The sequence below is a fragment of the Caldicellulosiruptor changbaiensis genome, assembly GCF_003999255.1.
GTDB lineage: Bacteria > Bacillota > Thermoanaerobacteria > Caldicellulosiruptorales > Caldicellulosiruptoraceae > Caldicellulosiruptor > Caldicellulosiruptor changbaiensis.
Map to the genome: position 1 here is coordinate 1,628,374 of NZ_CP034791.1, position 21,558 is coordinate 1,649,931.

Consider the following 21,558-nt stretch of genomic DNA (forward strand, 5'->3'; position numbering starts at 1 on the left):
TAAAAAATTCCAGATATAAAAAAATAAAAGACACGCATTTTTCCGACTGCGTGTCAAACTGAAATTTTATTATTTTCATAGAAACTCTCTCTTTATCCTTTCCAAGGCTTTTTTTTCAATCCTCGAAACATGCACTTGTGATATATTGAGTTCTTTTGCAATCTCAGACTGTGTTTTGTTTTTAAAGTAGCGCATAAATATTATGTAGCGTTCACGTCCTTTTAATTTTCTTAATCCTTCTTTCAAAGCCATTATGTCTAAAAGTCTGCTTGAGTAGTCCTCATCAGCTGCGATGTCCATAAGTGTGATAGGTTTTCCTTCTTCTTGGTTTATAACCTCATTTAAAGATGTGACATCAAGTGATGCATCTATGCAAAGCAAAATATCATCTTGGCTCAAACCTGTTGTCTCTGAAATCTCGCTAATTGTTGGCTCTCTGCCGTTTTGAAATAAAAACTCATCGCGAAATTTCTTGAGCTTGCTCTGATTTTCCTTTATCTTTCGTGAAACCTTTATCTTGCCATCATCTCGTAAATACCTTTTTATCTCTCCAATTATCATTGGCACCGCATATGTTGAAAATCTGACATTGAAGCTTGGGTCAAACCTATCAACAGCTTTGATAAGTCCAATACATCCTATCTGGAACAAATCATCAGCTTCAATTCCTTTGACTGCAAACTTTTTGACAATGCTCCACACAAGCGCAAGATTGTTTTCAATGAGTTCTTGCCGCGCCTTTTTATCACCGTTTTTTGCCTTACTTATCAATTCCTCCTGGGAAGCTCTGCTCAATTTCCACTCCCTCGCTCTTTCGTTTTTTAATGGCTTTGAACATCCTCACACATGTGCCCCTGCCAACCTCTGATGTAACCTCAACCTTATCCATAAACGTCTCCATCACAGTAAAGCCCATACCAGATCGCTCTTCATCAGGCTTGGTTGTGAAAAGTGGCTGGCGTGCAAGCTCAACATCTTCAATTCCCTTACCAAAGTCAATTACCTCAATCTCAACAACAAAGTTTTCGTAAATCTTTCCTTTTATTATTATTTCCCCAATTTTATCCTCATATGCATGAATTATTGAATTTGTTACAGCTTCAGATACAGCAGTCTTGATTTCTGTAACCTCATCCAATGTTGGGTCAAGCTGGGCAACAAATGCAGCAACAGCCACCCTTGCAAACGCTTCGTTTTGCGATTTAGAAGGAATTTTAAGTTCCATATAGTTTAAAATTCTCATTGTATTTCCTTCACATCCTTTCATTTTACAAAAATTTAGCTCAAAGCCTCATCAATAGTTGTATATTTCTTTATCAGTTTTTCTATTCCACAAGTTGAAAGAAGTCTGTTGATATAGCTTGAGCTGCAAACCAAGACAAGCTCTTTTGCAAACGCTCTTGCAGTTTTGAACCTCCCAACCAGAAAACCAACACCTGATGAGTCCATAAAGGTAAGCTCTGAGATGTCAATTACCACTTTTTGTACCTCAGGACTTACTATTTTCATGTCAAATCTTAATCGAAATCTATCTGCATTATATTGATCAAGTTCACCTCTTATCTTTAAAATAAGCGTTCCTTCCATCATAATTGCTTCAAAATCCATTATTTTGCACCTCGATTTGAAAGTTATATTACTTCTAATTCTATATTACCCCAAAAAATCCTTCAGTATTTTATGTAATATTTTGTCGAAATAGAATATTTTGCTTTATAAATGCAAAACAAAAACCCTCAATGGCTCTTTAGCCATTGAGGGGTATGCTTTCTTTATCTGGAGCGGGTGATGGGAATCGAACCCACGCTACCAGCTTGGAAGGCTGGTGTTCTACCATTGAACTACACCCGCTCTTATTTGCTTGCCCTTTGCACAACAAATATTATAATATCTAAAACAATTGTTGTCAATAACTATTCTCAAGTAAATTATTTGAGAGAGTAGTTCAAACCCCACGTAACACCAAATTTATCAGTCACCGCTGCATGAAGAGCTCCCCAGAAAGTTTTTTGTAATTCAAACTTGACACTTCCATGTTCTGCAAGGTTATTGTAAATTCTTTTTATCTCTTCTTCAGATTCACATTCAAGGACAAGGTGGATATTGCTAATATCAGGTTTATCATCAAATTTATCTGCTAAATAGACCACCAATTCTGGGGATAAAAAAAGCTCTGCATGAAGCACTTTCCCTTTGTATTGTTGAAATGTTGGAACGTTGTCAGTCATCTGGACATTCTTTACCTCTGCACCAAATACATTTTTGTAAAATTCCAAAGCTTGAGTACAGTTTTTGAGATGGATTTCAGGGACAAGTTTTTTCATTTTTACACCTCACTTAAGTTCTTTTCACTAACATTTTTTATACTCAGATTCATGCTTCCTGTTCTATAACCTTCTAAATCTAATGTTACATAAACAAATCCTATCTCTTTTAGTTTGTTCTTAACATTCTCAATTATTCTTTCATCTAAAAATCTGCCAAATTCCTCTTTGCCTATTTCAATCCGGGCAAGTTGATTGCCATGAAACCTGACTCTTACCTGTCTAAATCCAAGTTCAATTAAATAGTCTTCAGCCTTTTCTATCATCTCAAGCTTCTCTTTTGTAATTTCCTCACCATATGGAATTCTTGATGAAAGACAAGCATATGCCGGTTTTTGCCAAGTAGGAAGTCCTAAATATTTCGAAAGCTTTCTAATATCTTCTTTGGTTAGCTTTGCAACTTTAAGTGGACTTACCACATTCAGCTCACATGCCGCTTTCATGCCAGGCCTAAAATCATTCAAATCATCAAAGTTTGAACCATCCGCAACATGCTCAATTCCATGTGCCTTTGCTACTTTCCATATCTTTTCAAAAAGCTCTTTTTTGCAGTAATAGCATCTATCAACAGGATTTTTATTAAATCCCTCAATTTCAAGCTCTTCTGATTCTATAATAATATGTTTTGCACCTATCTCTTTTATAAACCTTTTGGCATCCTCAAGCTCTCTTTTGGGATAAGTAGATGATGTAGCTGTGACGGCTAAAGCCTTTTCACCCAGAACATCATAAGCAACTTTAACTAAAAATGTACTATCAACCCCACCTGAATAAGCAACAGCAACGCTTCCCAAGCTTTTCAAAAAACTTTTGAGGTTTTTATATTTTTCTTTTAATGCTTCATCTATCATTATATCCATAATATAACCCTCCTGCATATTATTTGAAAAAATTATTTCGATAGATTTTGTATGAATTTATTTTACACATAAACTTATTTTATATCAATATCATTTCGCAAAGCAGATAAAAAGCTACATTAAGGTTTCTTTACAAACTTTGCAAAACTTTCAGCAACCTCAGCAAACCTTTCTATATCACTTTCCATATGTGCACTTGACAAAAACATGGCTTCAAACTGAGAAGATGGAATATAAATGCCATTTGTTATCATATATTCTGCAAACTTTTTAAACTGATCTAAATTGCTCATTCTCGCCATCTCGAAATTTTCAACCTTCTCAACTCCAAAGAAGACTGTCAGCATTGAGCCAACTCTGTTGATGCAAAAAGTCAAATTGGAATTAGAAAAGACTTTTGCCAAGTAGCCTTCAAGTTTTTGTGCCAGTGATTCTAAATAGGTATAAATATCAGGATTTTCTTTAAGCTTCTTAACAGTAGTATAACCTGCACTCATCACAATTGGATTGCCCGACATAGTACCTGCCTGAAAGACATTTCCTTGGGGTGCTAAGCACTGCATTATCTCTTTTTTGCCACCAACTGCGCCGCAAGGAAGCCCCCCGCCAATTATCTTTCCAAAAGTTATAAGGTCCGGCTCAACATCATATAAAGCTCTTGCACCTTTCAGTGAAAGTCTAAAACCGGTTATTACTTCATCAAAAATCAGAAGACTGCCGAGGAGGTTGCAAATTTCTCTTAGGGCTTGCAAAAACTCTTTTTTGGCAGGTACAACACCCATATTCCCTGCCACAGGCTCGATTATAACAGCTGCTATCTCATCTTTGTTTTCTTTAAAAGCTTTTTCTACTGAATCTAAATTGTTGTATTCAACCACAATTGTATTTTGTACAATATCTTCATCAATTCCCTTTAATCTTAGCTCGGCTACTGCTGACCCTGCTTCTTTCAGAAAGATGTCATGATGACCATGATAACAGCCTGCAAACTTTACTATTTTTTTCTTCCCAGTATAGCCTTTTGCAAGCCTTACAGCAGTCATTGTAGCTTCTGTCCCTGAATTAACAAATCGAACCATATCAATTTGGGCTGTCTCACACACAAGCTTTGCCATCTCATATTCAATTTCTGTTGGAGCACCAAATGCTATTTGATCTTCCACCACTTCTTTTATGCTATTTACAACATCAGGGTCACAATGTCCTAATATCATTGCTCCCCATGATAATACAAAGTCAATGTATTCATTGCCATCAATATCAAATATACGGCAACCTTTTCCTTTTGAGATGACTGGCGGGGTAATACTCAAATTTTTAAAGGCACGAATTGGACTGTTAACCCCGCCTGGTATATATCTTTTGGTCTTGTCAAATACTTCTTTACTTTTGTCAAGTCTCATTTTTAAAGCTCCTTTCCATTCAATATCCTTGCAGCTTCTAAAGCATGGTATGTTATAATCGCATCAGCACCTGCTCTCTTTATAGCAGTCAATATCTCAATTATAACCTCTTCTTCATTCAAAAGACCAAGCTTGCCAGCACTTTTTACCATGGCATACTCGCCACTGACATTATAGGCTATAATAGGAATATTGAATTTTTCTTTTGCAGCAGAGATTACATCAAGTGAAGTCAAGGCTGGTTTTATAATTACTGCATCAGCACCTTCTGAAATGTCAGCTTCTATCTCTCGCAGAGCTTCTCTTTTGTTTTGGTATGGCATTTGATAACTTTTTCTGTCGCCAAAAGCAGGCCGTGAGTTTGCTACATCTCTAAATGGTGCATAAAGTGAGGATGCAAACTTTGCACTGTATGGTATGATGGGAGTATAAACAAATCCGTGACTGTCAAGCTTTTTTCGGATAGCGGCAACCCTTCCGTCCATCATATCAGATGGACAAATTATATCTGCCCCTGCTTTTGCATAGGACAGTGCTATTTCACTTAAAACTTCTATTGTCTTATCATTGTCTATTTTATCACCTTTCAAAATACCACAATGTCCATGAGATGTGTACTCACAAAGGCACACATCTGCAAACACCAATATATCTTCGGAATATTCTTTTATTTTCCTTATTGCCTGCTGGACTGCTCCATCATCTCTTGTGGCATAGCTTCCCATCTCATCTTTCTGTGAAGTCACACCAAATAAAATTACACCGCCAATGTCAGCTTTCTTGATCTCATCCAAGGCTTCTTGTAGTCTGTCAACAGATACCTTCACTATACCATCTAACTGTGGCATTCTTTCAAACACGTTGTTACCATCATCGATAAAAAGGGGAAAAATAAACTCTTTGCTGTAAAGTCTTGTTTCATAAAAAAGTTCTCTTAAAGCTTTTGTCTGTCTTAACCTTCTTAATCTTTTAAACTCCATTCTTGACCACCTCTAAAATCTTATTTACTATTCCCTCATCAGTTGCCTCATCACAAGTAATACTTTGAATACCAAAACTTTCTAATGTCTTTTTTGTGTGTTCACCGATTGAAATGACTATTTTATTAAAAAGCATATCCGTCCCATAGCATTCTATAAAATGTCTAAACATCCCGGAACTTGTAAATACATAAATATCTGAATCGTAAACTGCATCATTTGGGTTTTTAGTAAATTCCATTGAATATGCAAAGATGGTATCAACCTCAAATCCCAAGCTTTCAAGGGAATTTTTGAGGTAATCTCCTGCATTTTTTGACTGCACAGTCAATATCTTTTTGCTTTTATCAACTTCATTCTCGAAAATCTTGATTAAGCCATCTGATGAATGTTCATCTGGAATATATTTTACCCCAAATCCTCTCTTTTGGAGTGAAAGTGCAGTTTTTTTCCCTATTGCAGCAAAGTCACCTTTAATATCTCTCACATCTATATTTTTTTCAATCAAGTAGTCAAAAAAACTATCAACACCATTTACACTCGTAAATACCAATATATTGTATTCAGGCAAAGAGTTTAAAATTTTATCAATCTCCTCCCTATGGAGAACCAGTTTTGAGCAGCAACCATCAACAACGTCCGCACCAAGACTGAATAGCAAACTTTTTATATTTCTTGAGACACTTTTTGGACGTGTGATACAAATTCTCTTACCAAATAAAGGCAAACTCTCATAAAAAGAAAGCTTATTTCTAAATTTTATAACCTCACCTATTACAAATACCATTGGCGATGCAATTTGATTTTTAAACTTTCCAGTTGCAAAGTCTTCTAAATAACCGCTAATTACCTTCTGCCGACCAGTTGTTGCATTAATTACTGCTGCAGCAAGGGTTTTAGGCTGTTTGCCGTGTAAAATCAGTTTTTGTGAGATACTTTCAATATTTTCAGCAGACATGAGAAATATTAAAGTTCCATCAAGTTTAGAAATTATGTTCCAATTCAGTTCTTCATCATCGCACGTGTGCCCAGTAAACACATGAAATTCACGTGCAAGCTTTCTATACGTGATTGGAATACCCGCAAAGGTTAAAGCAGAGTAAAATGAACTAACACCAGGAATAATTTCAAAAGGTATGTTATTTTCAAATAGTTTTTCTGCCTCTTCTGCTCCCCTTCCAAATATATATGGGTCTCCACCTTTTAGCCGAACAACATTAAAACCTTTTTTTGCATACTCTATCATCAAGTTTATAATTCTGTCCTGAGAAAGTACATGTTTTTTTGGTTCTTTACCACAGTAGATATAAATTGCATCATCTTTTGCAAGCTTCAACAAATTTTTGTTTATTAACCTATCGTAAATTATTACATCAGCAGTCTTTATAGCGTTCAAACCTTTTAGTGTTATCAAGTCCTCCATGTATGGACCAGCACCAACAATATATACTTTCCCAACTTTCAATATACACAACTCCTTCTTTGGCAATCTAATTTCATATGGGAACAAAAAGCTAACTTTTGAGCATATTACTTAGCTTATTTGCAAGAGACAAAAAGTCAGCTTTGTCACCCTCAATACTTGCTTTTACTAATTTATCACCTCTTAAAAGAGAAGCAAATGCATAAATTTTGTCCTGGTCTGTTTTGCAAAAAACACCAATCGATGAATGACACCCTCCTCCCAAAAACTTCAAAACAAGCCTTTCAAACTGGGTTTGGATATATGCATCAGTATCGTTTATTTTACTTAAGATGCTTTTATAGGGACTATCTTTAAGGCACTCAATGCATATTGCCCCCTGACCAGGACAAGGTGTAATTTCATTTACATCAAAAATATAACTTACATAAGAATCTAAGTTTAATCGTTTTAATGCAGCATAAGCAAGCACAACTCCATCAAGCCCTTCTGACTCAATCTTTGAAAGTCGCGTTTCTATATTTCCTCTTATGTTAACAACCTGTATATCATCTCTTAAATTTTTTAAATGTACCTCCCTTCTCAAACTGCTTGTTCCAACTTTTGCGTTTGGTTTTAGCTGATAGAATCCCACACCATCTTTTGACACAAGCACATCTCTGGGGTCCTCTCTTTCAACAACTGCAATAATCTCAAAATTACTATCCATTTCACAAGGCAGGTCCTTTAAGCTGTGGACAGCTAAGTCTATTTCCCTTGATAAAAGTGCAAGTTCAATCTCCTTTACAAATACACCGGGGCTTTTAAAATCTTTTAGGCTTTTTGTCTTATCAATATCTCCTTTTGTCTTTATAGGAACAAATTCACATTCAATACCTAAGGTTTGCTTGATTTTTCTTGCCACAATATCAACTTGAATTCTGCTGAGTCTGCTGTCCCTTGCGCCAATTCTTAATTTTTTCACTTTTTTCACCTCAAAATTTTAAACATCTTCATAAAATAACTTTATAACTTTATTTGCATATCCTTTTTTGAAAAAATAATAAAAGTCATCTGAACAGACAAATTCCAATATTTGGTCTTTTTGCGGATGATGCTTTAATTTTTCTCTTAAATCAGTTGCCCATTTGCAGAAGATGGTAAAACTCTGAAGAAAATTGAGAACTTTCTGTGTAAGATATTTTGAAAGTTTCGGATTTCCCCTATTTATTGACAAGCTAAAAACAAATTCATCAGTTCTTTTTTGGGCACCAAGCCTTAAGTTTCCAAGCTTATAATCTGAACACACCAGATATAGTTTATTCAGTCTTTTGCAGTGCCAAATAATTCTTTTTTCAAGTTTTTTGTTTGACACTCCAATCACAATTATGTGTTTATCCTTTAAAAAACTTTTGTGAAACTTTCCCTTCTTAAGATTAAGACATTCACATCTCAACCTTCTAAAGCCTTTATCAAACCTTGGCGACAAAACTTCAACCTCGCAACCAGCTTTTAGAAATGTTTTGGTTTTTATCAAAGAAGCTTTCCCTGCTCCTATAACCCCCACCTTAATGTTATTTGCTACAAGTCCAATATGCATGAGATTTTCAAAGCCTGAATCTATTTCAAGAATATCCTCTTTATCAGGTTTGAGCAAATTTCACCACTTCCCTCTTTGTGTGCCTCTCTTAAAACCTCAATTGCCCTGTCAATATATAAATTTGCCATCCTTATCAAAAGCCTTTCAACCTCTTCTCTTTCTCTGCTATCAACATTCTTTATATACTTCACCTGTGCTTTGCACAGCTGCTCTGCGTGTCTTTTCATCTCCATAATCAAGTTTCTGTACTGTCTAAATCCAAGCCATTCAATGAATTCATCAATATATTTCTCAATTATATTATAATTTTCTTGCATTTTGGAAATTCTAATTTCTCTGGAGATAGCATCCATTTTATGGACTTGGTCTATATCAATCACTTTAACGTTCGGAAGTTTATACACCTCAACATCCACATCTCTTGGCACAGCAAGGTCAAATATGAGTAAACTTTTTCCCTCTGGTATATCATCTTTGTGGACAACTGGATGTGGGGCAGATGTTGAACATATTAGACATTGGGCTTCTAAGATTGCCTCCTTTTTATCATAATACCTAAACTTTTCAGGATTTAGCTTAACGAATTGGTCAATTTTTTCATTTTTTCGTCCTATCAAAAACACTTTGTCGACATCTGAATTTTTAAAGTAGTTGCAAAATAAAAATCCAATATTTCCTAGTCCAATGATAGCAATTTTTTTGATATTTGACTCCTTTATAACTCTTCCAACAACTGATGCAATTGTAATGGGATGCTCATTTAACCTTGACTTTGTCCGAAACTCCTTTGAACATTTTAAGGCCAACTCAAAAAGTCTTTCAAGGACTGGATTTTTACCGCCCACCAGCTTTGAAATCTCTTTTGCTTCTTTTACTTGAGCCACAATTTGTTCTTCTCCAACTATAAGCGAATCAAAGCCGCATACAACTTCAAATAGGTGTTTTATACAATCTTTGTCTTTGTAAATATAAAATAAATGCATATATCTCTTATCCCAGTCAAGTTCAGTGAATATTTTTTCTATGTCCACATACTCTTCTGAAAAGAAGTAGATTTCTGTTCTGTTGCAGGTACTGAGAATTATGACTTCATTTGCTAATTTTTTTAAACTAATCAACTTTTCTTGTAGCTTGGTTTTTGTCAGAGAAAACTTTTGTCTGATATCAATATCTACTTTGTGATTGATTCCAAAGACCCATAGCACAAAACATCATCTCCGAAGGTTTTTGGATTATTAAGTGTTCTTATTAAAAAAGCCCTATGTGATTCTTGTTATAAGTTATTTTACTTTTTTCAATCTATCAGTTTTATTAACCTCTGGTATTTTTTTGCGCTCTGTAATATGATTGCTATTAATTTCTTTTGTATCCAAATGCAGCAGCCCCACCATCGGTTAAAACCTTAATTCTTTTGGATATTAAATTACCCTCAAGAGAAATTCTATCATGTTGCACATCTTAGTGCAATTCTCTTGAGGGACCAGCAAGCTTGAGTAAACACAGTTGCTGTAGACTATATAAAGATGTTGAAGTTACTCCCTGATGGCTTAAGCTTCTTTCAAATCTACCGTGTTTTTAATTTTCTGAGGAGAATCTTTAGAGGAGTTACTTTACCTTTTAGGATACTCGATGTCCAAATTAATATCAATTTTCTTCTTAGCCTCTCTTAAAAAAAGTTCTCCTTCTCTGGTAAGCTCATAATATGTGTGATTTCGATGCTTAACACTTTTTCGTCGACGATGGTAATATTTAACTATTCTTCTTTCCACTCGCTTGATAAGTCCTCTCTCCTCCAGACTTTGTAGTCGCTTTCTGGTTTCTTCCAAGGATAAACCCAGACGTATCGCCAGAAGTTTTGCGTATTCCGGTCCAAGCTTTTTGAGGTAGGCAAGGATTGTTAAATCAAGAAGTTCATCTTGGTCATTCTTGACCGGCATGCTTTCATCTCCTTCATTATGGATTTACTCCTTGCCGAGCGTTCAAATACCAAAAACTTCCTCAGCATTGTATCGTGAAATTCGACCAATGAGTTCTGAATAAGCTTGGTTTAATTCTAAGTATCGTACTGTCTTGGGCACGCTGAGAGGATCATTAGGTCTTAAATTGCTGTAATCGCTATTTAGTACACCTCGTTGGAAACGTTCCAGATAATTCAGCAACAGTTGAGGAGTAAGACCATCCTGGCGAATTGTAAGACCGGGCACAGCACCAAAGTCTTCGATTAAGTCAATAATATCTAAATTAGCATGGTCTATTATCACTTTTCGGGGTTCTATTCCTACCTTAGCAGCAATTTCAATTGTTTTATTGGTAATTTCGACCCTGTTCTCTGGAGGAGTATGAAGGATTACTGCAGCCCCATATTCCTTGGCAATCTTCAATTGCTCATGGAGGACCTCCTGCTCCCGCTTGTTTCCCTCATGTAGCCCAATCTCACCAAGACCAATTACACCACTCATTTTAAGGTAGTCTGGAAGAGCGTCGATCACTCTGGTCCAATCGTCAGGTATTCCCATTGGGTGAATTCCAATGGTAACGTAAAGTTTAATACCATTTTTGGCAGCAATACTCATAGAAAGAGTTAACATCTGATGGAAATGATCAAAGAGCGTTTCGGCATGTTTTGCCCCAAAAAATAGCGAGCAGCCAATAACTTTCTTTACTCCTGCCAGGGCCATATTTTCCCATCCCTCAAATGGAAGCAATGAAACATGTACATGAGAATCTACAAATTCTTTCATCATTCTTATTCACCTGCCTTATTTTAAATTTAAGACATATAAATCAAGGCTTGATATAAGCATACCCTTCTGCCTGTTTTCTTACAATTTCTGTTATGCCAGCTGGCACAACCCTTACAAAATCGGGAATGCTCTCTTCATCGATAGACTGGCCTTTTAGAGCATTTCGGCATGCTACAAATTTTACACCCACTTTAGATAATTTCTCCATCTGCTCTAAAAGCGACAAATTAGGTGATACACTGCACAAATTACCACTTTCTACTTGCTTACATTTATCTTTAAAAATAGAAACTGCCTCACCATTAATCACTACTTCAATGTGAGCATTGTCTTGCCCAACATCATTCAAAAGATTGGTGATATTTCCGAGCACCATCTGCCACCTACTAGATTCGTTGATATGGAAGAGCACCTTTAATTCGTTCATCCACTCCCTCCTTTCTGTCATCTTTTCAGTTACCCATGCGAAATGTTAAAAATATCTTTCCAAATCTTTACTTTTTCGCTTTATTTTAAAATACCATTTTTTCTAAGATACTCTGGTAACTGGTCCCCATCAATAACAATCATTTCGCCATTTTTATTATATACCCATACTCTATCTTTCAAAACGACAACATTGTAATCTGCTTCCTTATCCATAGCACATGCATTACCACAACCACTGATAGTTATATTTCCTTGTAAATTGCCAGAGGATACTATGCGCTCAGCCATAGCATGGACATCACCAACGCCATTTTTGCAATAGCGCGCACCTATGCATGTCTTGATTCCTTCACTATTCCATGCCAATGCTATTCTGAGGAATGGCAAAAGCCCCATGCGGTTAATAACTTCAGCTAATCGTTCGTTTTGTGCAACCTTAATATAGCCATTAACAATCCTTTTAACAGTGTCGATTAGATATTCTTCTTTTATAACCACATCTAACCGAGTACCTAACTGTGGCTGACGGCCTCCTTTGCCTCCAAGGTAAATCCAATAGCCGTCTTTGACTGCAATGATGCCCAAATCATTTAGTTGTGCCTCAACGCATGAATTAGGACAACCATTTACAGCAATCTTAAATTTTTTTGGTGTCGCAAGCCCTGCAAGGCACTGATTAATTTGCGCCGCCAGAGGTGTAACGTCGCGAATTACACGTTTGCAATGTTCACAAGAACATACTTTAACGTTTCGTACAACTGGCCCAATATCAGCCAAAGGCAAGCGAACTTTCTCTAACTCTTCAGCTATTTTGTCAAAATCCTCTGGCTTTATGCCAAAAATCATTATAGCCTGAGTAACTGTAAGCTTCGCACCTCCGTATTGTTTGCTCAGTCTCCAGATAGTCTCCAGCTGTTCTGGTTCAAGATATCCATTTACAGGATGGATTACAACAGCGTAACTACCATCTAACTGTTGTATAAACCCTTTATTGACGTACTTTTTCTCCATAACTACTCCCCTCCTTGAAAAATTTTGGTAAAATATTTAAAACAAAGGGCAGAAGATGATAAAAAAGAGTGGACTACTATTATAGTAGCCCATAGGTTTTAGATTATTCAGAAGATGAATGTTAACGCTGGTTTACAGGTTTTAAGTTAAAGTTAGATCTATATTCGGTTTCTGTCCACAAAACTCTTTGAGCTACCATAGCTTCTGGGTTTAGTTGGACATCTTTTAATATCATTTCTTTAAATTTCTCATATCCCACTCTATCAATAAGGTGTCCGCCGTGGAGATATTGAGGCTTATTATTCAACACATAAGCAGAAAATGCCTCCCAGTTTTTAAGTACTCCCAAAACCACATCTTCTGTAACCCAGTTTAAAAAGATTTTTCCCATACGAGGTGTCTGCTTTCCTGTTCTGCCACCGATCAACACCCTGTAGAATTTTTTAGGGTTCCTGGTCCAAGCCCCGGTTGGGCACACAAGTACACATTCGCCACAACCGACGCAACAGCAATTGTCTTTGACAATTTTACCTTTCTCAACAGATAAAACCCCTGTTGCATGGCGTGCACATGCTTCCACACATTTTTTACACCCTATACAGCGCTCATAATCGTACTCTGTCTTAGTTATGCCAATTATACCAAAATCATTAAAGTGAGCTTTGCCACAGTCGTTAGGACATCCTGATATACTTAACTTTATGTGATAATCGCTGGGGAATATAATCTTTTCTATCTTCCTGGCCAGATCTGTTGTGTCAATGTTAGCATATATGCAATGACGATTGCCTATGCAAGCCATTATATTACGAGCACCTATGGTCGGATATCCATTGTCATTAACTTCCATCTCAACTCCGCACAACTTTACTTCTATATCCTCAATATAAGACCTTATATATTTGTTAACTGCCTCTATATTTTCATATTTAATACCAGGAATTGAAATTGTCTGCCTCATTCCTAAGTGAATTTCACCGTTTCCCACACGTTTCTGCTATATATTTAAACATTGGAAAATATTTAGCACTTACTACACCACCAGGAACACGCATTTGAAGCATAAATTCGCCTCGTACTTTTGACTGACGATAGCAGTTTCTACGAAGTTTTTCTACATCAATATCGTAACCCATTTTAATTCCTCCTTCTCATCAGTCCAGTAAATTTTTCGCCTTGGTATAATTAAAAACAGGGCCTTCTAAACAAACATATACTTCATTTATTTTACAATGACCGCACTTGCCAACACCACAGGACATTCTTCTTTCAAACGATACCCAAATTTTTTCTTCAGTTACTCCGTTTTTTAGACATTCTAAAGCAGCAAAGTGCATCATAACATGAGGTCCTACGATTACTACATTATAGTCCTCAAATGAATTGAATGGTATTTTCTTAATGTGTTCGGTAACAAGGCCAACTTCAAAACCTTCTATTTTATCTCTATCAAGAGTATAAATTGTGTTAAATTTTGTTTTGAATTTTTTTAGATCCTCTCTAAACAGAATATTCTTTTCATCCCTAAATCCAGCAATAAAGTGCAGTGATTTTATTTCATCTGGATTTTCGTAAAAATACTTTAAAAAACTTCTCACAGGAGCAACTCCAGTACCACCGGCAATTACAACCAAATGTTTGCCCTTAAATTCCTCTATCGGAAATGAATTACCATAAGGCCCGCGCATAAATAACTTATCACCAGGTTTTAAATTAAATATTTCATTGGTAAGCTTTCCTACTTTCCTTATAGTAAGTTCTACCCAATTTTCACCCATACAACTTACTGATATAGGAGCTTCTCCAATTTTAGGTATAGATACCTGAAAAAATTGTCCATGTTTAACTTTTGCGCTGGTTTCTACTCTAAAGGTATATACGTCTTCTGTTTCGGGAATAATGTCTATTATTTTATGTGGGTGGGGAAGCATTATATTTTCGCTCATTTACTTTCCCTCCTCAGTTGATGATGCTTGTTCTCTTGTTCGGCTTACTTCTCCTTTTTTAAGTTTTTCCACTTCATCATATAAACGATTAATAGTAGAAGAAAAAGATATTAGTTTGGGACATCTTTCCTCACAACGTCCACAGCCAACACACATATGCTCCTCTTTAAAGCGAAGTTTATAGTCGTAGATCTTGTGCAGAGTTCTAAACCTCATCCGCTCTCCAGCAGTTTTTCTAAAGCTCCAACCCCCCGCCATTGTTGTGAAATCTTCGTGCATACAGCTTGTCTGAACCCTTCTTCTCTCTCCTACCCTTCCATTTTCGCTGTATATGATATCTAATGTGTTAAAACAGCTGCAAGTTATGCACACTGCGCTGCATGCTCCACAGCTTATACATCTTGAATTATAACTCTCCCACATGTCAAGGTTGTAAATTTTTTCTAACAACTCTTGGCTATCAATTTCAGGGATATTAACTTTTGTTAGATTAGAAGTAACAAACTCAGGGGTAAATTCTACTTCTCTTTCATTGGCAAATAAATTGATAAATTCATGGTCTTTTACTTCTACCAATATGTTGTCCCCATCAAATCTAACTGCTAAACTGTAGTTGTCGGTTTTGTTAGAACCCATTGAGACGCAAAAACAACTATCCCAACTTTCTTTGCATTCCATCAAAATAAACTTTACTTTTTCTCTTAAACGCTTGTAATAGATATCTTCTGTTCCCCCGTTTTTGAGAAAGATAGTATCAAGTCGTCTAAAGCCGTTTATATCACAGGAACGGGCAAATATTAGAATCTTCTTGTCATCCACTTTGCTTTCTCTGTATTCATCTTCGGTAAAGTAGAATAGTGCTTGGGTAATCGGATAGATTACTTCTTTTGGTGAAAAATGTGATTTCTCGTCATAGACTACATCTTCAATCGAGTTAATTTCTGCATATCGAATTAAATCTGTGTCTGAATAACGACCTCGCTTTTCAAAACGCACAGGAGCATATATCTTGTAGTCTTTTTGTAATGCTTTTAAAATTTCATTCATTCTTTTAGTGCTTACACAATAACTCATGCTCTCTCTCCCTTCAATATGTGCTAACCTAAGGCCACTTACAATCACTTTGTCAAATAATTAACTTTATCATAAGTATAACACCTGTAAAAATCCCAGTCCAATAAGAAATGGTTATAACATTAATAATGATTTCTTATATATCTACAACTACCAATCTTTACATGTCCATTATAAAAGTCTAAAATAGAACTTACATCCGTTAAGAAGATAATAAAAATATTCATTTTGCCTTTGTTATTAGTAAAACAATATGGTACTATTATTCTTGATAACATTGTAGTTATATGAGGTGACAGGTATGATCCTTAGAGATATAGAGATTTTTGTCACCGTTTGCGAGCTAAAAAGTATGTCTGCTGCCGCAAAAAAACTCTATATGTCACAACCTGCTGTAAGCCAGGCTATATCACAAATAGAAGGAGAATTTCAGATCAAACTCTTTGACAGAATAGGCAAAAAGCTTAGCCTCACATACACTGGTGAGATACTTTACAGCTACGGAAGGCGTATACTCAATCTTGTCAAAGAAGCAGAAAATATCCTTTATGATGTGAGAAACATGAGGATGGGAAGACTAAATGTAGGAGCAAGTACCACAGTAGGAATTTATCTGCTTCCGAAAATAATTGGTGATTTCAGAGAAAAATATAGCGTAGATGTTTACTTTACAATTGACAACACAGCAGGAATAGAAAAGCTAATACTTGACAATGCTATAGATCTTGGTATTGTAGAAGGACCAGTACACTCAAGGGATATTGTTGTAATACCCTATATAGACGATGAATTGTATCTTGTATCCTCAAAAAACCACAGGTGGGCAGAGAAAAGAAGTATCTCCCCTGAAGAGATTGAAAATGAGGATATAATCATGCGAGAAAAGGGAAGCGGAACAAGGGAAGTCTTTGAACAAACAATGGCAAAAAATAATGTAAGGTACAGAATAAAATATGTTCTTAACAGTACCGAGGCAATAAAAAAGGCTGTTGAAGCTAATATCGGTGTTTCGGTAATCTCAAGGCTGGCTGTGGAAAAGGAAATAAAAGATGGTAGACTTGTGAAGATCAATATTGAAAACATGAGATTTGAAAGAAAGTTTAGTATTATTTATCATAAGGACAAGTTCAGATCTAACTTATTCGAAGAGTTTATAAAACATCTTTACAATTACATTGCAAAGTAGTTATGAAATTGTAAAAATATAATCTATCACCTCCTTTTCTCTTTAATGGATAAAACAGTGTTTAGGCTGTAAATTTGAAACTTCTATTCGCAGATATATCATACCACTTGTTAGCAAACATGGCTAAAAGAAAGTTATCGTTCTTTTGTAATTGAACTAATTCATTCTTAAAATTCCTAAATTCATCAATTGAGTTCACTTTCAAGTAAAATCCATCTGCCGTTATAACCGGAAGTCCACTGTAAATATACTGATCAATATCTACTAAGTCGTTTAATTGGCCTTTTCTAATCTTTGCAACAAGTTTACCATTTATGTCAATGACATCAAAACTTTCAGGGTAAGAATAAGTTTCACCCTCAATAGGAACAGCATCTCCTACTTTAAATGTTCTTTTGTACTTAGGATGTTTTCTAATAAGACCTTCAGACAATGAATAATAATATTCATCAAAGCAATGAACTATCATCTCTTTGTCATCTTTTACAAATTTAGTTGCCTCTTCTTTTAGGTTAGCTAAGCCTGATATGATGCCACCGCCAGAGACATCATACTCGTCTACTAAAACAAACCTACCTGTTGCAGGATTTACTTTAAATTCATCAAAGCAAATCTTTTCCTTAGTTTTTATAGTCACTTCTGCAACATCGTTTGTTCGAACCTCAAGAGCATTTTCTACTGTCTCAAGAGTTGTCGCATCTATAACTTTGTCTATAGAAACAATTTCACATTCTGTCTCTTGTGTAACAAGCTTTAGCTTATATGTTTTGTTTCTTACAAGATTCTTTTTCCCAAGCCAAAACAGATTTGCCCTGAATGTATCTGAAACATATAAAGTATTATCGTTTTTGTGAACAATAACTTCTCCTCTTTTGTTAAAGAACTCATCTTCAATAGTAATTCCAATAGACATTCCTGCCACTACTTCATCTTTTTTATTATTTTCTGGCCAAAACTCAATTGATTTTACTTTGCTAACCTTTCCTTCTGGCAGGATTTTTATTTCATCTCCCACTTTTAGCCTTCCAGACTCAAGTCTGCCAGCAATTATCCTCCTGTGGTCAAATTTATACACATCCTGTATAGGAAATCTTAGAGGTTTGTCTTCCAATTCTTTGTCTTTCTCAAAAAGGTCCAAAGCCTGAAGTAGAGTCTCACCCTTGTACCATGGCATTTTATCAGACTTTCTTGTTATGTTATCTCCTAAAAAACCTGATACTGGAATGTACTTTTGAGGATATACGTTGAGCTTGCTCAAAAAGGTTGAGATTTCGTATTTGATTTCTTTGAACTTTTTCTCTGAAAATTCTATCATGTCCATTTTATTGACTATAACATATACCTTTTGGATACCCAAAAGTGATAGAATATATGCATGTCTTTTTGACTGTTCCTGTACACCTTCAGCAGCGTCAATAACAAGAAGTGCTGCCTCTGCATTTGCAGCACCTGAAACCATGTTTTTGAGAAATTCCTTGTGCCCCGGAGCATCTATAATTAAATAGTCTCTTTTTGGTGTTGAAAATTTTATCTGAGTGGTATCAATTGTAATTCCTTGTTTTTGTTCTTCTTCTAATGCATCTAAAAGATAAGCATATTCAAAAGGTCTGCCCTTTTCTTTACTTATTCTTTTTACTCTTTCTATTGCAGCTTCCGGAACAGATTTGGTATCATAAAGAAGTCTTCCTATGATTGTAGATTTACCATGATCAACATGACCTACTACTACAATCTTGAGCAATTCTCTTGCTATCATAACTTCAAATACCTCCTTGTACATAGCATTACATGTATCCTTCTTTTCTCAGTTTTTGCATTGCATACGCATCTTCTTGGTCTTGAGCTCGTCCTGCTCTTTCGTTTACCTTGGTGTTTTTTAGCTCTTCAATTATCTCATCAATTGTTGTTGCGTTTGACTCAACAGGGAATGTGCACGGTGCACAACCAAGGCTTCTGTATCTTTTCCCATTTTTGGCAAAGTACAAATCAATAACTGGGATGTTTTCACGTTTGATGTACATCCAAATATCAATTTCTGTCCAGCTAAGCAAAGGATGAACTCTCACATGGCTTCCTTTAGGAAAATCTGTATTAAACTGGTTCCAAAACTCAGGTGGTTGATTTGTATAGTCCCATTCTGAATCTTCGTTTCTTAAGCTAAAGAACCTCTCTTTTGACCTTGAACCTTCTTCGTCTCTTCTTATGCCAAGTATCAAAGCTTCAAATTTGTATTTATTAATCACCTGCTGAAGTGCATCAGTCTTTAGTGCTTTGCAGCAAACAAGTCTTCCCTTCTCAGGCCCCATCCCTTGTTTTATGGCTTCTTCATTTATGTGGACAATTAAATCAAGGTTGTATTCTTTTGCTAATTTATCCCTGTACTTTATCATTTCCGGAATTTTGTAGGTTGTATCTATATGAATCAGTGGGAACGGGCAATGTCCGAAAAACGCTTTTTTAGTGAGCCACAAAAGGACTGTCGAATCTTTTCCTATTGACCATAGCATTGCTATCTTGCTAAATTTGCTATAAGCCTCTCTCAAAATGTATATGCTTTCTGCTTCTAATCTATCTAAGTGATCCATTTTATTCTTCCCTCCTAATATGTGGTGTTATCTTTGAGATTCTGTACAATCATTTCTTTTTCGCCGCTGGGTTTTTCAAAGTACCAGTACATAATCTCATCATTTTCTTTTTCTACATACATAGTTGTTCCATTTCCCCCAATTTCTGCACCTAAAAAATATCTGATTGCAGAAAATTTACACTCTTTTACACATGCAGCACAGCCCCAGCAATCACGTGGGTCTCTGATAAATGCTTTCTTATCTTCATCTATCACAATTAAATTGCCTGGACAAATTTCAGCACATTTTCCACATCCAATACATCTTTGTCTGTCAATCCTTATGCTCATATACCTCATCCTTTTTTACTAAGCTTCTAAAGATTATCTTGACTTGGCCGTCTTCAAATCGGGAATTCACATACTTCAAAAAGTTCTCATCGTCCTTATAAGGATAATCAACAAATTCTTGGAATGCTCTCCATCTTGTTTCTTTCCTTGCTTCTAAATGATGTAGCAAAACTTTGCAAACATAGAGTCTGTCAATAAACTCATAAATTTTCATAAGCTGGTAAGTATCTTCGGCTCTCAATCTCTGAGCAAGTGTAAAAAGTTCTTCTATTCTTTCTTTAGCAATTTGTAGCCCTTTTAGATTGTACGCATAACCTGTCGAAATCCCACCAGCATAAACATCCATTACTTTTTGCATTGCTTCTTCTAATTCTTCTGTGGTGTACAAAGAAGAAGTATTGTTGAAAAATCTCTGCACCTCATTGAGTTTTTGCTCTATTGAGGATATATCTAAGGTTTCAAACTCTTTATCTTTTATATACTCCAATGCAGAATTTGCAGCTATTTCAGCCTCTGCAAAGCAGCCTGTTACATACTTGTGAGGACATCCTCCAACAACATCGCCTGCTGCAAACAAGCCTTTTAAGGTTGTTTGTCTTTCTGTATCTACCCAATAACCACTTGCTGAATGACCACCAACGATGTATGGTTCTGAGCCTTCAATTTCGACATTCTCAACCGACGGCCCTTTGCCACTGTCGATCCACTTAAGTGTCTGCGATGGTGCCATGTGAAGATATGCTTTTATTAGCCTCTGCTCGTCCTCTTTAGAAATCCCTACTGTTTTTAAATAACACGGACCTCGGCCTGCTTTCATTTCCTCAACTGTTGAAAATACTCTGTTGTATGTGGTAGGTCTTCCATATCTTTTTTCATAGTACTCACCTTTTGAATTGATAAACTCAGCTTTTACCTCTTGAGCTATTGTTCCTGTTGGCGCTAAAGTATCCTTGCAGCGAAGAGCTATAAATCTAACTTCATAACTTGTCATCTCGCAACCTGCTCTGATTCCCATTGCATATCCTGAACCTACATTAAAAGGTGGATACCACATCTTGTGTCTTGAAAATCCAGGGTTGTTAGGCCTGTAGAGCCCTGCAGCACCACCTGTTGCACAAATCACTGCTTTGGCGATGATAATGTAGAAAACATTGCTATTTATAGAGAATCCATATGCCCCTATTACTTTACTGTCTTTGACGATGTAATCAATGATATTCACATGATTTAGCACTTTAACATTTTCTTTACTCTCAACTGCTTTTGCTAAAATTGGTTTTATATTTTCGCCGTTTATTTTTATGTTTCTTTTACCTCTTGCTAAATATTTTCCATTTGAATCTTTTAAGATGACAAGACCCATATATTCAATCTTCTTTGTAACCTCATTTAATCTCAAGACCATAGTGTATACCAAATCTTCTCTTACGATATTTTCGTAATCTTCCTTGACATACTGCAGGTACGTCTCGGGAGTTTCTCCTTCTGTGATATAGGCATTCAGAGCATTGACACCTGCAGCAAGGCATCCGCTTCGCTTAATGTTTGCCTTTTCTACAATTAAAACACTAACGTTTGGCGCTTTTTCAGCAATTGCTATGGCAGCAAAACACCCAGCTGTTCCACCACCAATTATGAGTATGTCGGTTTTGAGCATCTTCACTTCAAAGTTCATCTTACTT

22 protein-coding genes, 1 tRNA gene and 1 pseudogene are annotated in these 21,558 nt (G+C 36.0%); 1 reads left to right on the forward strand and 23 read right to left on the reverse strand.

The window, feature by feature from the left end; genetic code table 11:
- Window positions 1-75: 75 nt before the first annotated feature.
- The 19 genes and pseudogenes from ELD05_RS08040 to asrA all read right to left on the reverse strand — a co-directional run bounded on the left by ELD05_RS08040 (window position 76) and on the right by asrA (window position 15,773).
- Window positions 76-795, reverse strand: coding sequence for a SigF/SigG family RNA polymerase sporulation sigma factor (locus ELD05_RS08040; RefSeq protein WP_127352017.1), 720 nt, complete (start codon window positions 793-795; stop codon window positions 76-78).
- On the reverse strand, window positions 761-1,243 hold the full coding sequence (spoIIAB, locus tag ELD05_RS08045; protein ID WP_039764895.1) for an anti-sigma F factor: 483 nt from the start codon (window positions 1,241-1,243) through the stop codon (window positions 761-763). Before spoIIAB ends, ELD05_RS08040 begins: the two co-directional genes overlap by 35 nt.
- Before the next feature lie 35 nt (window positions 1,244-1,278).
- Window positions 1,279-1,608, reverse strand: a complete 330-nt coding sequence (locus tag ELD05_RS08050) for an STAS domain-containing protein (RefSeq protein ID WP_127352018.1) — start codon at window positions 1,606-1,608, stop codon at window positions 1,279-1,281.
- Between the two features lie 169 nt (window positions 1,609-1,777).
- Window positions 1,778-1,851, reverse strand: a tRNA-Gly gene (locus ELD05_RS08055).
- A gap of 77 nt (window positions 1,852-1,928) precedes the next feature.
- A complete protein-coding gene (locus ELD05_RS08060) occupies window positions 1,929-2,324 on the reverse strand; it encodes a VOC family protein (protein ID WP_127352019.1) in 396 nt (131 codons plus the stop codon).
- A 2-nt stretch (window positions 2,325-2,326) separates the two neighbouring features.
- Window positions 2,327-3,184, reverse strand: a complete 858-nt coding sequence (gene larE / locus ELD05_RS08065) for an ATP-dependent sacrificial sulfur transferase LarE (protein ID WP_127352020.1) — start codon at window positions 3,182-3,184, stop codon at window positions 2,327-2,329.
- A 119-nt stretch (window positions 3,185-3,303) separates the two neighbouring features.
- The gene (gene hemL, locus ELD05_RS08070) at window positions 3,304-4,587 is read right to left on the reverse strand and encodes a glutamate-1-semialdehyde 2,1-aminomutase (protein WP_127352021.1); all 1,284 of its coding nucleotides are present in this window, start codon (window positions 4,585-4,587) and stop codon (window positions 3,304-3,306) included.
- A gap of 2 nt (window positions 4,588-4,589) precedes the next feature.
- Window positions 4,590-5,567, reverse strand: a complete 978-nt coding sequence (gene hemB, locus ELD05_RS08075; RefSeq protein ID WP_127352022.1) for a porphobilinogen synthase — start codon at window positions 5,565-5,567, stop codon at window positions 4,590-4,592.
- Entirely contained in the window at window positions 5,557-7,056 is a 1,500-nt protein-coding gene (gene cobA / locus ELD05_RS08080) for a uroporphyrinogen-III C-methyltransferase (protein WP_241243436.1), read from the reverse strand. Before cobA ends, hemB begins: the two co-directional genes overlap by 11 nt.
- A gap of 25 nt (window positions 7,057-7,081) precedes the next feature.
- Window positions 7,082-7,954 carry a hydroxymethylbilane synthase gene (gene hemC, locus ELD05_RS08085; RefSeq protein WP_127352024.1) on the reverse strand — a complete coding sequence of 291 codons (873 nt, stop codon included), beginning with the start codon at window positions 7,952-7,954 and terminating at the stop codon, window positions 7,082-7,084.
- Window positions 7,955-7,972: 18 nt separating this feature from the next.
- Window positions 7,973-8,626 (reverse strand): NAD(P)-dependent oxidoreductase, encoded by a 654-nt coding sequence (locus ELD05_RS08090; RefSeq protein ID WP_127352025.1) that lies wholly within the window; start codon window positions 8,624-8,626, stop codon window positions 7,973-7,975.
- Window positions 8,590-9,774, reverse strand: a complete 1,185-nt coding sequence (gene hemA, locus ELD05_RS08095) for a glutamyl-tRNA reductase (protein ID WP_127352026.1) — start codon at window positions 9,772-9,774, stop codon at window positions 8,590-8,592. Before hemA ends, ELD05_RS08090 begins: the two co-directional genes overlap by 37 nt.
- A 405-nt stretch (window positions 9,775-10,179) precedes the next feature.
- The gene (locus tag ELD05_RS08100; RefSeq protein WP_013403416.1) at window positions 10,180-10,506 is read right to left on the reverse strand and encodes a DUF2250 domain-containing protein; all 327 of its coding nucleotides are present in this window, start codon (window positions 10,504-10,506) and stop codon (window positions 10,180-10,182) included.
- Window positions 10,507-10,548: 42 nt separating this feature from the next.
- Window positions 10,549-11,310 (reverse strand): TatD family hydrolase, encoded by a 762-nt coding sequence (locus ELD05_RS08105; RefSeq protein WP_127352027.1) that lies wholly within the window; start codon window positions 11,308-11,310, stop codon window positions 10,549-10,551.
- A 43-nt stretch (window positions 11,311-11,353) separates the two neighbouring features.
- Window positions 11,354-11,740, reverse strand: coding sequence for a DsrE family protein (locus tag ELD05_RS08110; protein ID WP_127352028.1), 387 nt, complete (start codon window positions 11,738-11,740; stop codon window positions 11,354-11,356).
- Between the two features lie 80 nt (window positions 11,741-11,820).
- On the reverse strand, window positions 11,821-12,753 hold the full coding sequence (locus ELD05_RS08115) for a nitrite/sulfite reductase domain-containing protein (protein WP_127352029.1): 933 nt from the start codon (window positions 12,751-12,753) through the stop codon (window positions 11,821-11,823).
- Window positions 12,754-12,874: 121 nt separating this feature from the next.
- Window positions 12,875-13,889, reverse strand: a pseudogene (gene asrC, locus ELD05_RS08120) (sulfite reductase subunit C).
- Window positions 13,890-13,907: 18 nt separating this feature from the next.
- Window positions 13,908-14,699, reverse strand: a complete 792-nt coding sequence (gene asrB, locus ELD05_RS08125) for an anaerobic sulfite reductase subunit AsrB (protein WP_127352030.1) — start codon at window positions 14,697-14,699, stop codon at window positions 13,908-13,910.
- A complete protein-coding gene (gene asrA / locus ELD05_RS08130) occupies window positions 14,700-15,773 on the reverse strand; it encodes an anaerobic sulfite reductase subunit AsrA (protein WP_127352031.1) in 1,074 nt (357 codons plus the stop codon).
- A 301-nt stretch (window positions 15,774-16,074) separates the two neighbouring features.
- Between asrA and ELD05_RS08135 the strand changes: the two genes are divergently transcribed.
- A complete protein-coding gene (locus tag ELD05_RS08135) occupies window positions 16,075-16,959 on the forward strand; it encodes a selenium metabolism-associated LysR family transcriptional regulator (protein ID WP_127352032.1) in 885 nt (294 codons plus the stop codon).
- A gap of 61 nt (window positions 16,960-17,020) precedes the next feature.
- Here the strand turns inward: ELD05_RS08135 and ELD05_RS08140 are convergent, their stop codons facing one another.
- Genes ELD05_RS08140 through ELD05_RS08155 form a run of 4 tightly spaced genes read right to left on the reverse strand, consistent with a single transcriptional unit; the run spans window position 17,021 to window position 21,551 of the window.
- Window positions 17,021-18,715: a sulfate adenylyltransferase subunit 1 gene (locus ELD05_RS08140; protein WP_127352033.1), complete on the reverse strand. Its 1,695-nt coding sequence runs from the start codon at window positions 18,713-18,715 to the stop codon at window positions 17,021-17,023.
- Window positions 18,716-18,743: 28 nt separating this feature from the next.
- On the reverse strand, window positions 18,744-19,544 hold the full coding sequence (cysD, locus tag ELD05_RS08145; RefSeq protein ID WP_127352034.1) for a sulfate adenylyltransferase subunit CysD: 801 nt from the start codon (window positions 19,542-19,544) through the stop codon (window positions 18,744-18,746).
- Between the two features lie 14 nt (window positions 19,545-19,558).
- On the reverse strand, window positions 19,559-19,876 hold the full coding sequence (locus ELD05_RS08150; RefSeq protein ID WP_013430461.1) for a 4Fe-4S dicluster domain-containing protein: 318 nt from the start codon (window positions 19,874-19,876) through the stop codon (window positions 19,559-19,561).
- On the reverse strand, window positions 19,860-21,551 hold the full coding sequence (locus ELD05_RS08155; protein ID WP_127352035.1) for an adenylyl-sulfate reductase subunit alpha: 1,692 nt from the start codon (window positions 21,549-21,551) through the stop codon (window positions 19,860-19,862). The genes ELD05_RS08150 and ELD05_RS08155 overlap by 17 nt, the downstream gene beginning before the upstream one ends.
- Window positions 21,552-21,558: the final 7 nt, after the last annotated feature.

Excerpts from the sequence above, each read along its gene's own strand:
- hemL (WP_127352021.1), bottom strand. The coding sequence starts at position 4,587 with ATGAGACTTGACAAAAGTAAAGAAGTATTTGACAAGACCAAAAGATAT.
- ELD05_RS08050 (WP_127352018.1), bottom strand. The coding sequence starts at position 1,608 with ATGGATTTTGAAGCAATTATGATGGAAGGAACGCTTATTTTAAAGATA.
- ELD05_RS08115 (WP_127352029.1), bottom strand. The coding sequence starts at position 12,753 with ATGGAGAAAAAGTACGTCAATAAAGGGTTTATACAACAGTTAGATGGT.
- ELD05_RS08140 (WP_127352033.1), bottom strand. The coding sequence starts at position 18,715 with ATGATAGCAAGAGAATTGCTCAAGATTGTAGTAGTAGGTCATGTTGAT.
- larE (WP_127352020.1), bottom strand. The coding sequence starts at position 3,184 with ATGGATATAATGATAGATGAAGCATTAAAAGAAAAATATAAAAACCTC.
- ELD05_RS08100 (WP_013403416.1), bottom strand. The coding sequence starts at position 10,506 with ATGCCGGTCAAGAATGACCAAGATGAACTTCTTGATTTAACAATCCTT.
- cysD (WP_127352034.1), bottom strand. The coding sequence starts at position 19,544 with ATGGATCACTTAGATAGATTAGAAGCAGAAAGCATATACATTTTGAGA.
- ELD05_RS08110 (WP_127352028.1), bottom strand. The coding sequence starts at position 11,740 with ATGAACGAATTAAAGGTGCTCTTCCATATCAACGAATCTAGTAGGTGG.
- ELD05_RS08060 (WP_127352019.1), bottom strand. The coding sequence starts at position 2,324 with ATGAAAAAACTTGTCCCTGAAATCCATCTCAAAAACTGTACTCAAGCT.
- hemB (WP_127352022.1), bottom strand. The coding sequence starts at position 5,567 with ATGGAGTTTAAAAGATTAAGAAGGTTAAGACAGACAAAAGCTTTAAGA.
- ELD05_RS08150 (WP_013430461.1), bottom strand. The coding sequence starts at position 19,876 with ATGAGCATAAGGATTGACAGACAAAGATGTATTGGATGTGGAAAATGT.
- asrB (WP_127352030.1), bottom strand. The coding sequence starts at position 14,699 with ATGAGCGAAAATATAATGCTTCCCCACCCACATAAAATAATAGACATT.
- ELD05_RS08105 (WP_127352027.1), bottom strand. The coding sequence starts at position 11,310 with ATGAAAGAATTTGTAGATTCTCATGTACATGTTTCATTGCTTCCATTT.
- ELD05_RS08155 (WP_127352035.1), bottom strand. The coding sequence starts at position 21,551 with ATGAACTTTGAAGTGAAGATGCTCAAAACCGACATACTCATAATTGGT.
- ELD05_RS08135 (WP_127352032.1), top strand. The coding sequence starts at position 16,075 with ATGATCCTTAGAGATATAGAGATTTTTGTCACCGTTTGCGAGCTAAAA.
- asrA (WP_127352031.1), bottom strand. The coding sequence starts at position 15,773 with ATGAGTTATTGTGTAAGCACTAAAAGAATGAATGAAATTTTAAAAGCA.
- spoIIAB (WP_039764895.1), bottom strand. The coding sequence starts at position 1,243 with ATGAGAATTTTAAACTATATGGAACTTAAAATTCCTTCTAAATCGCAA.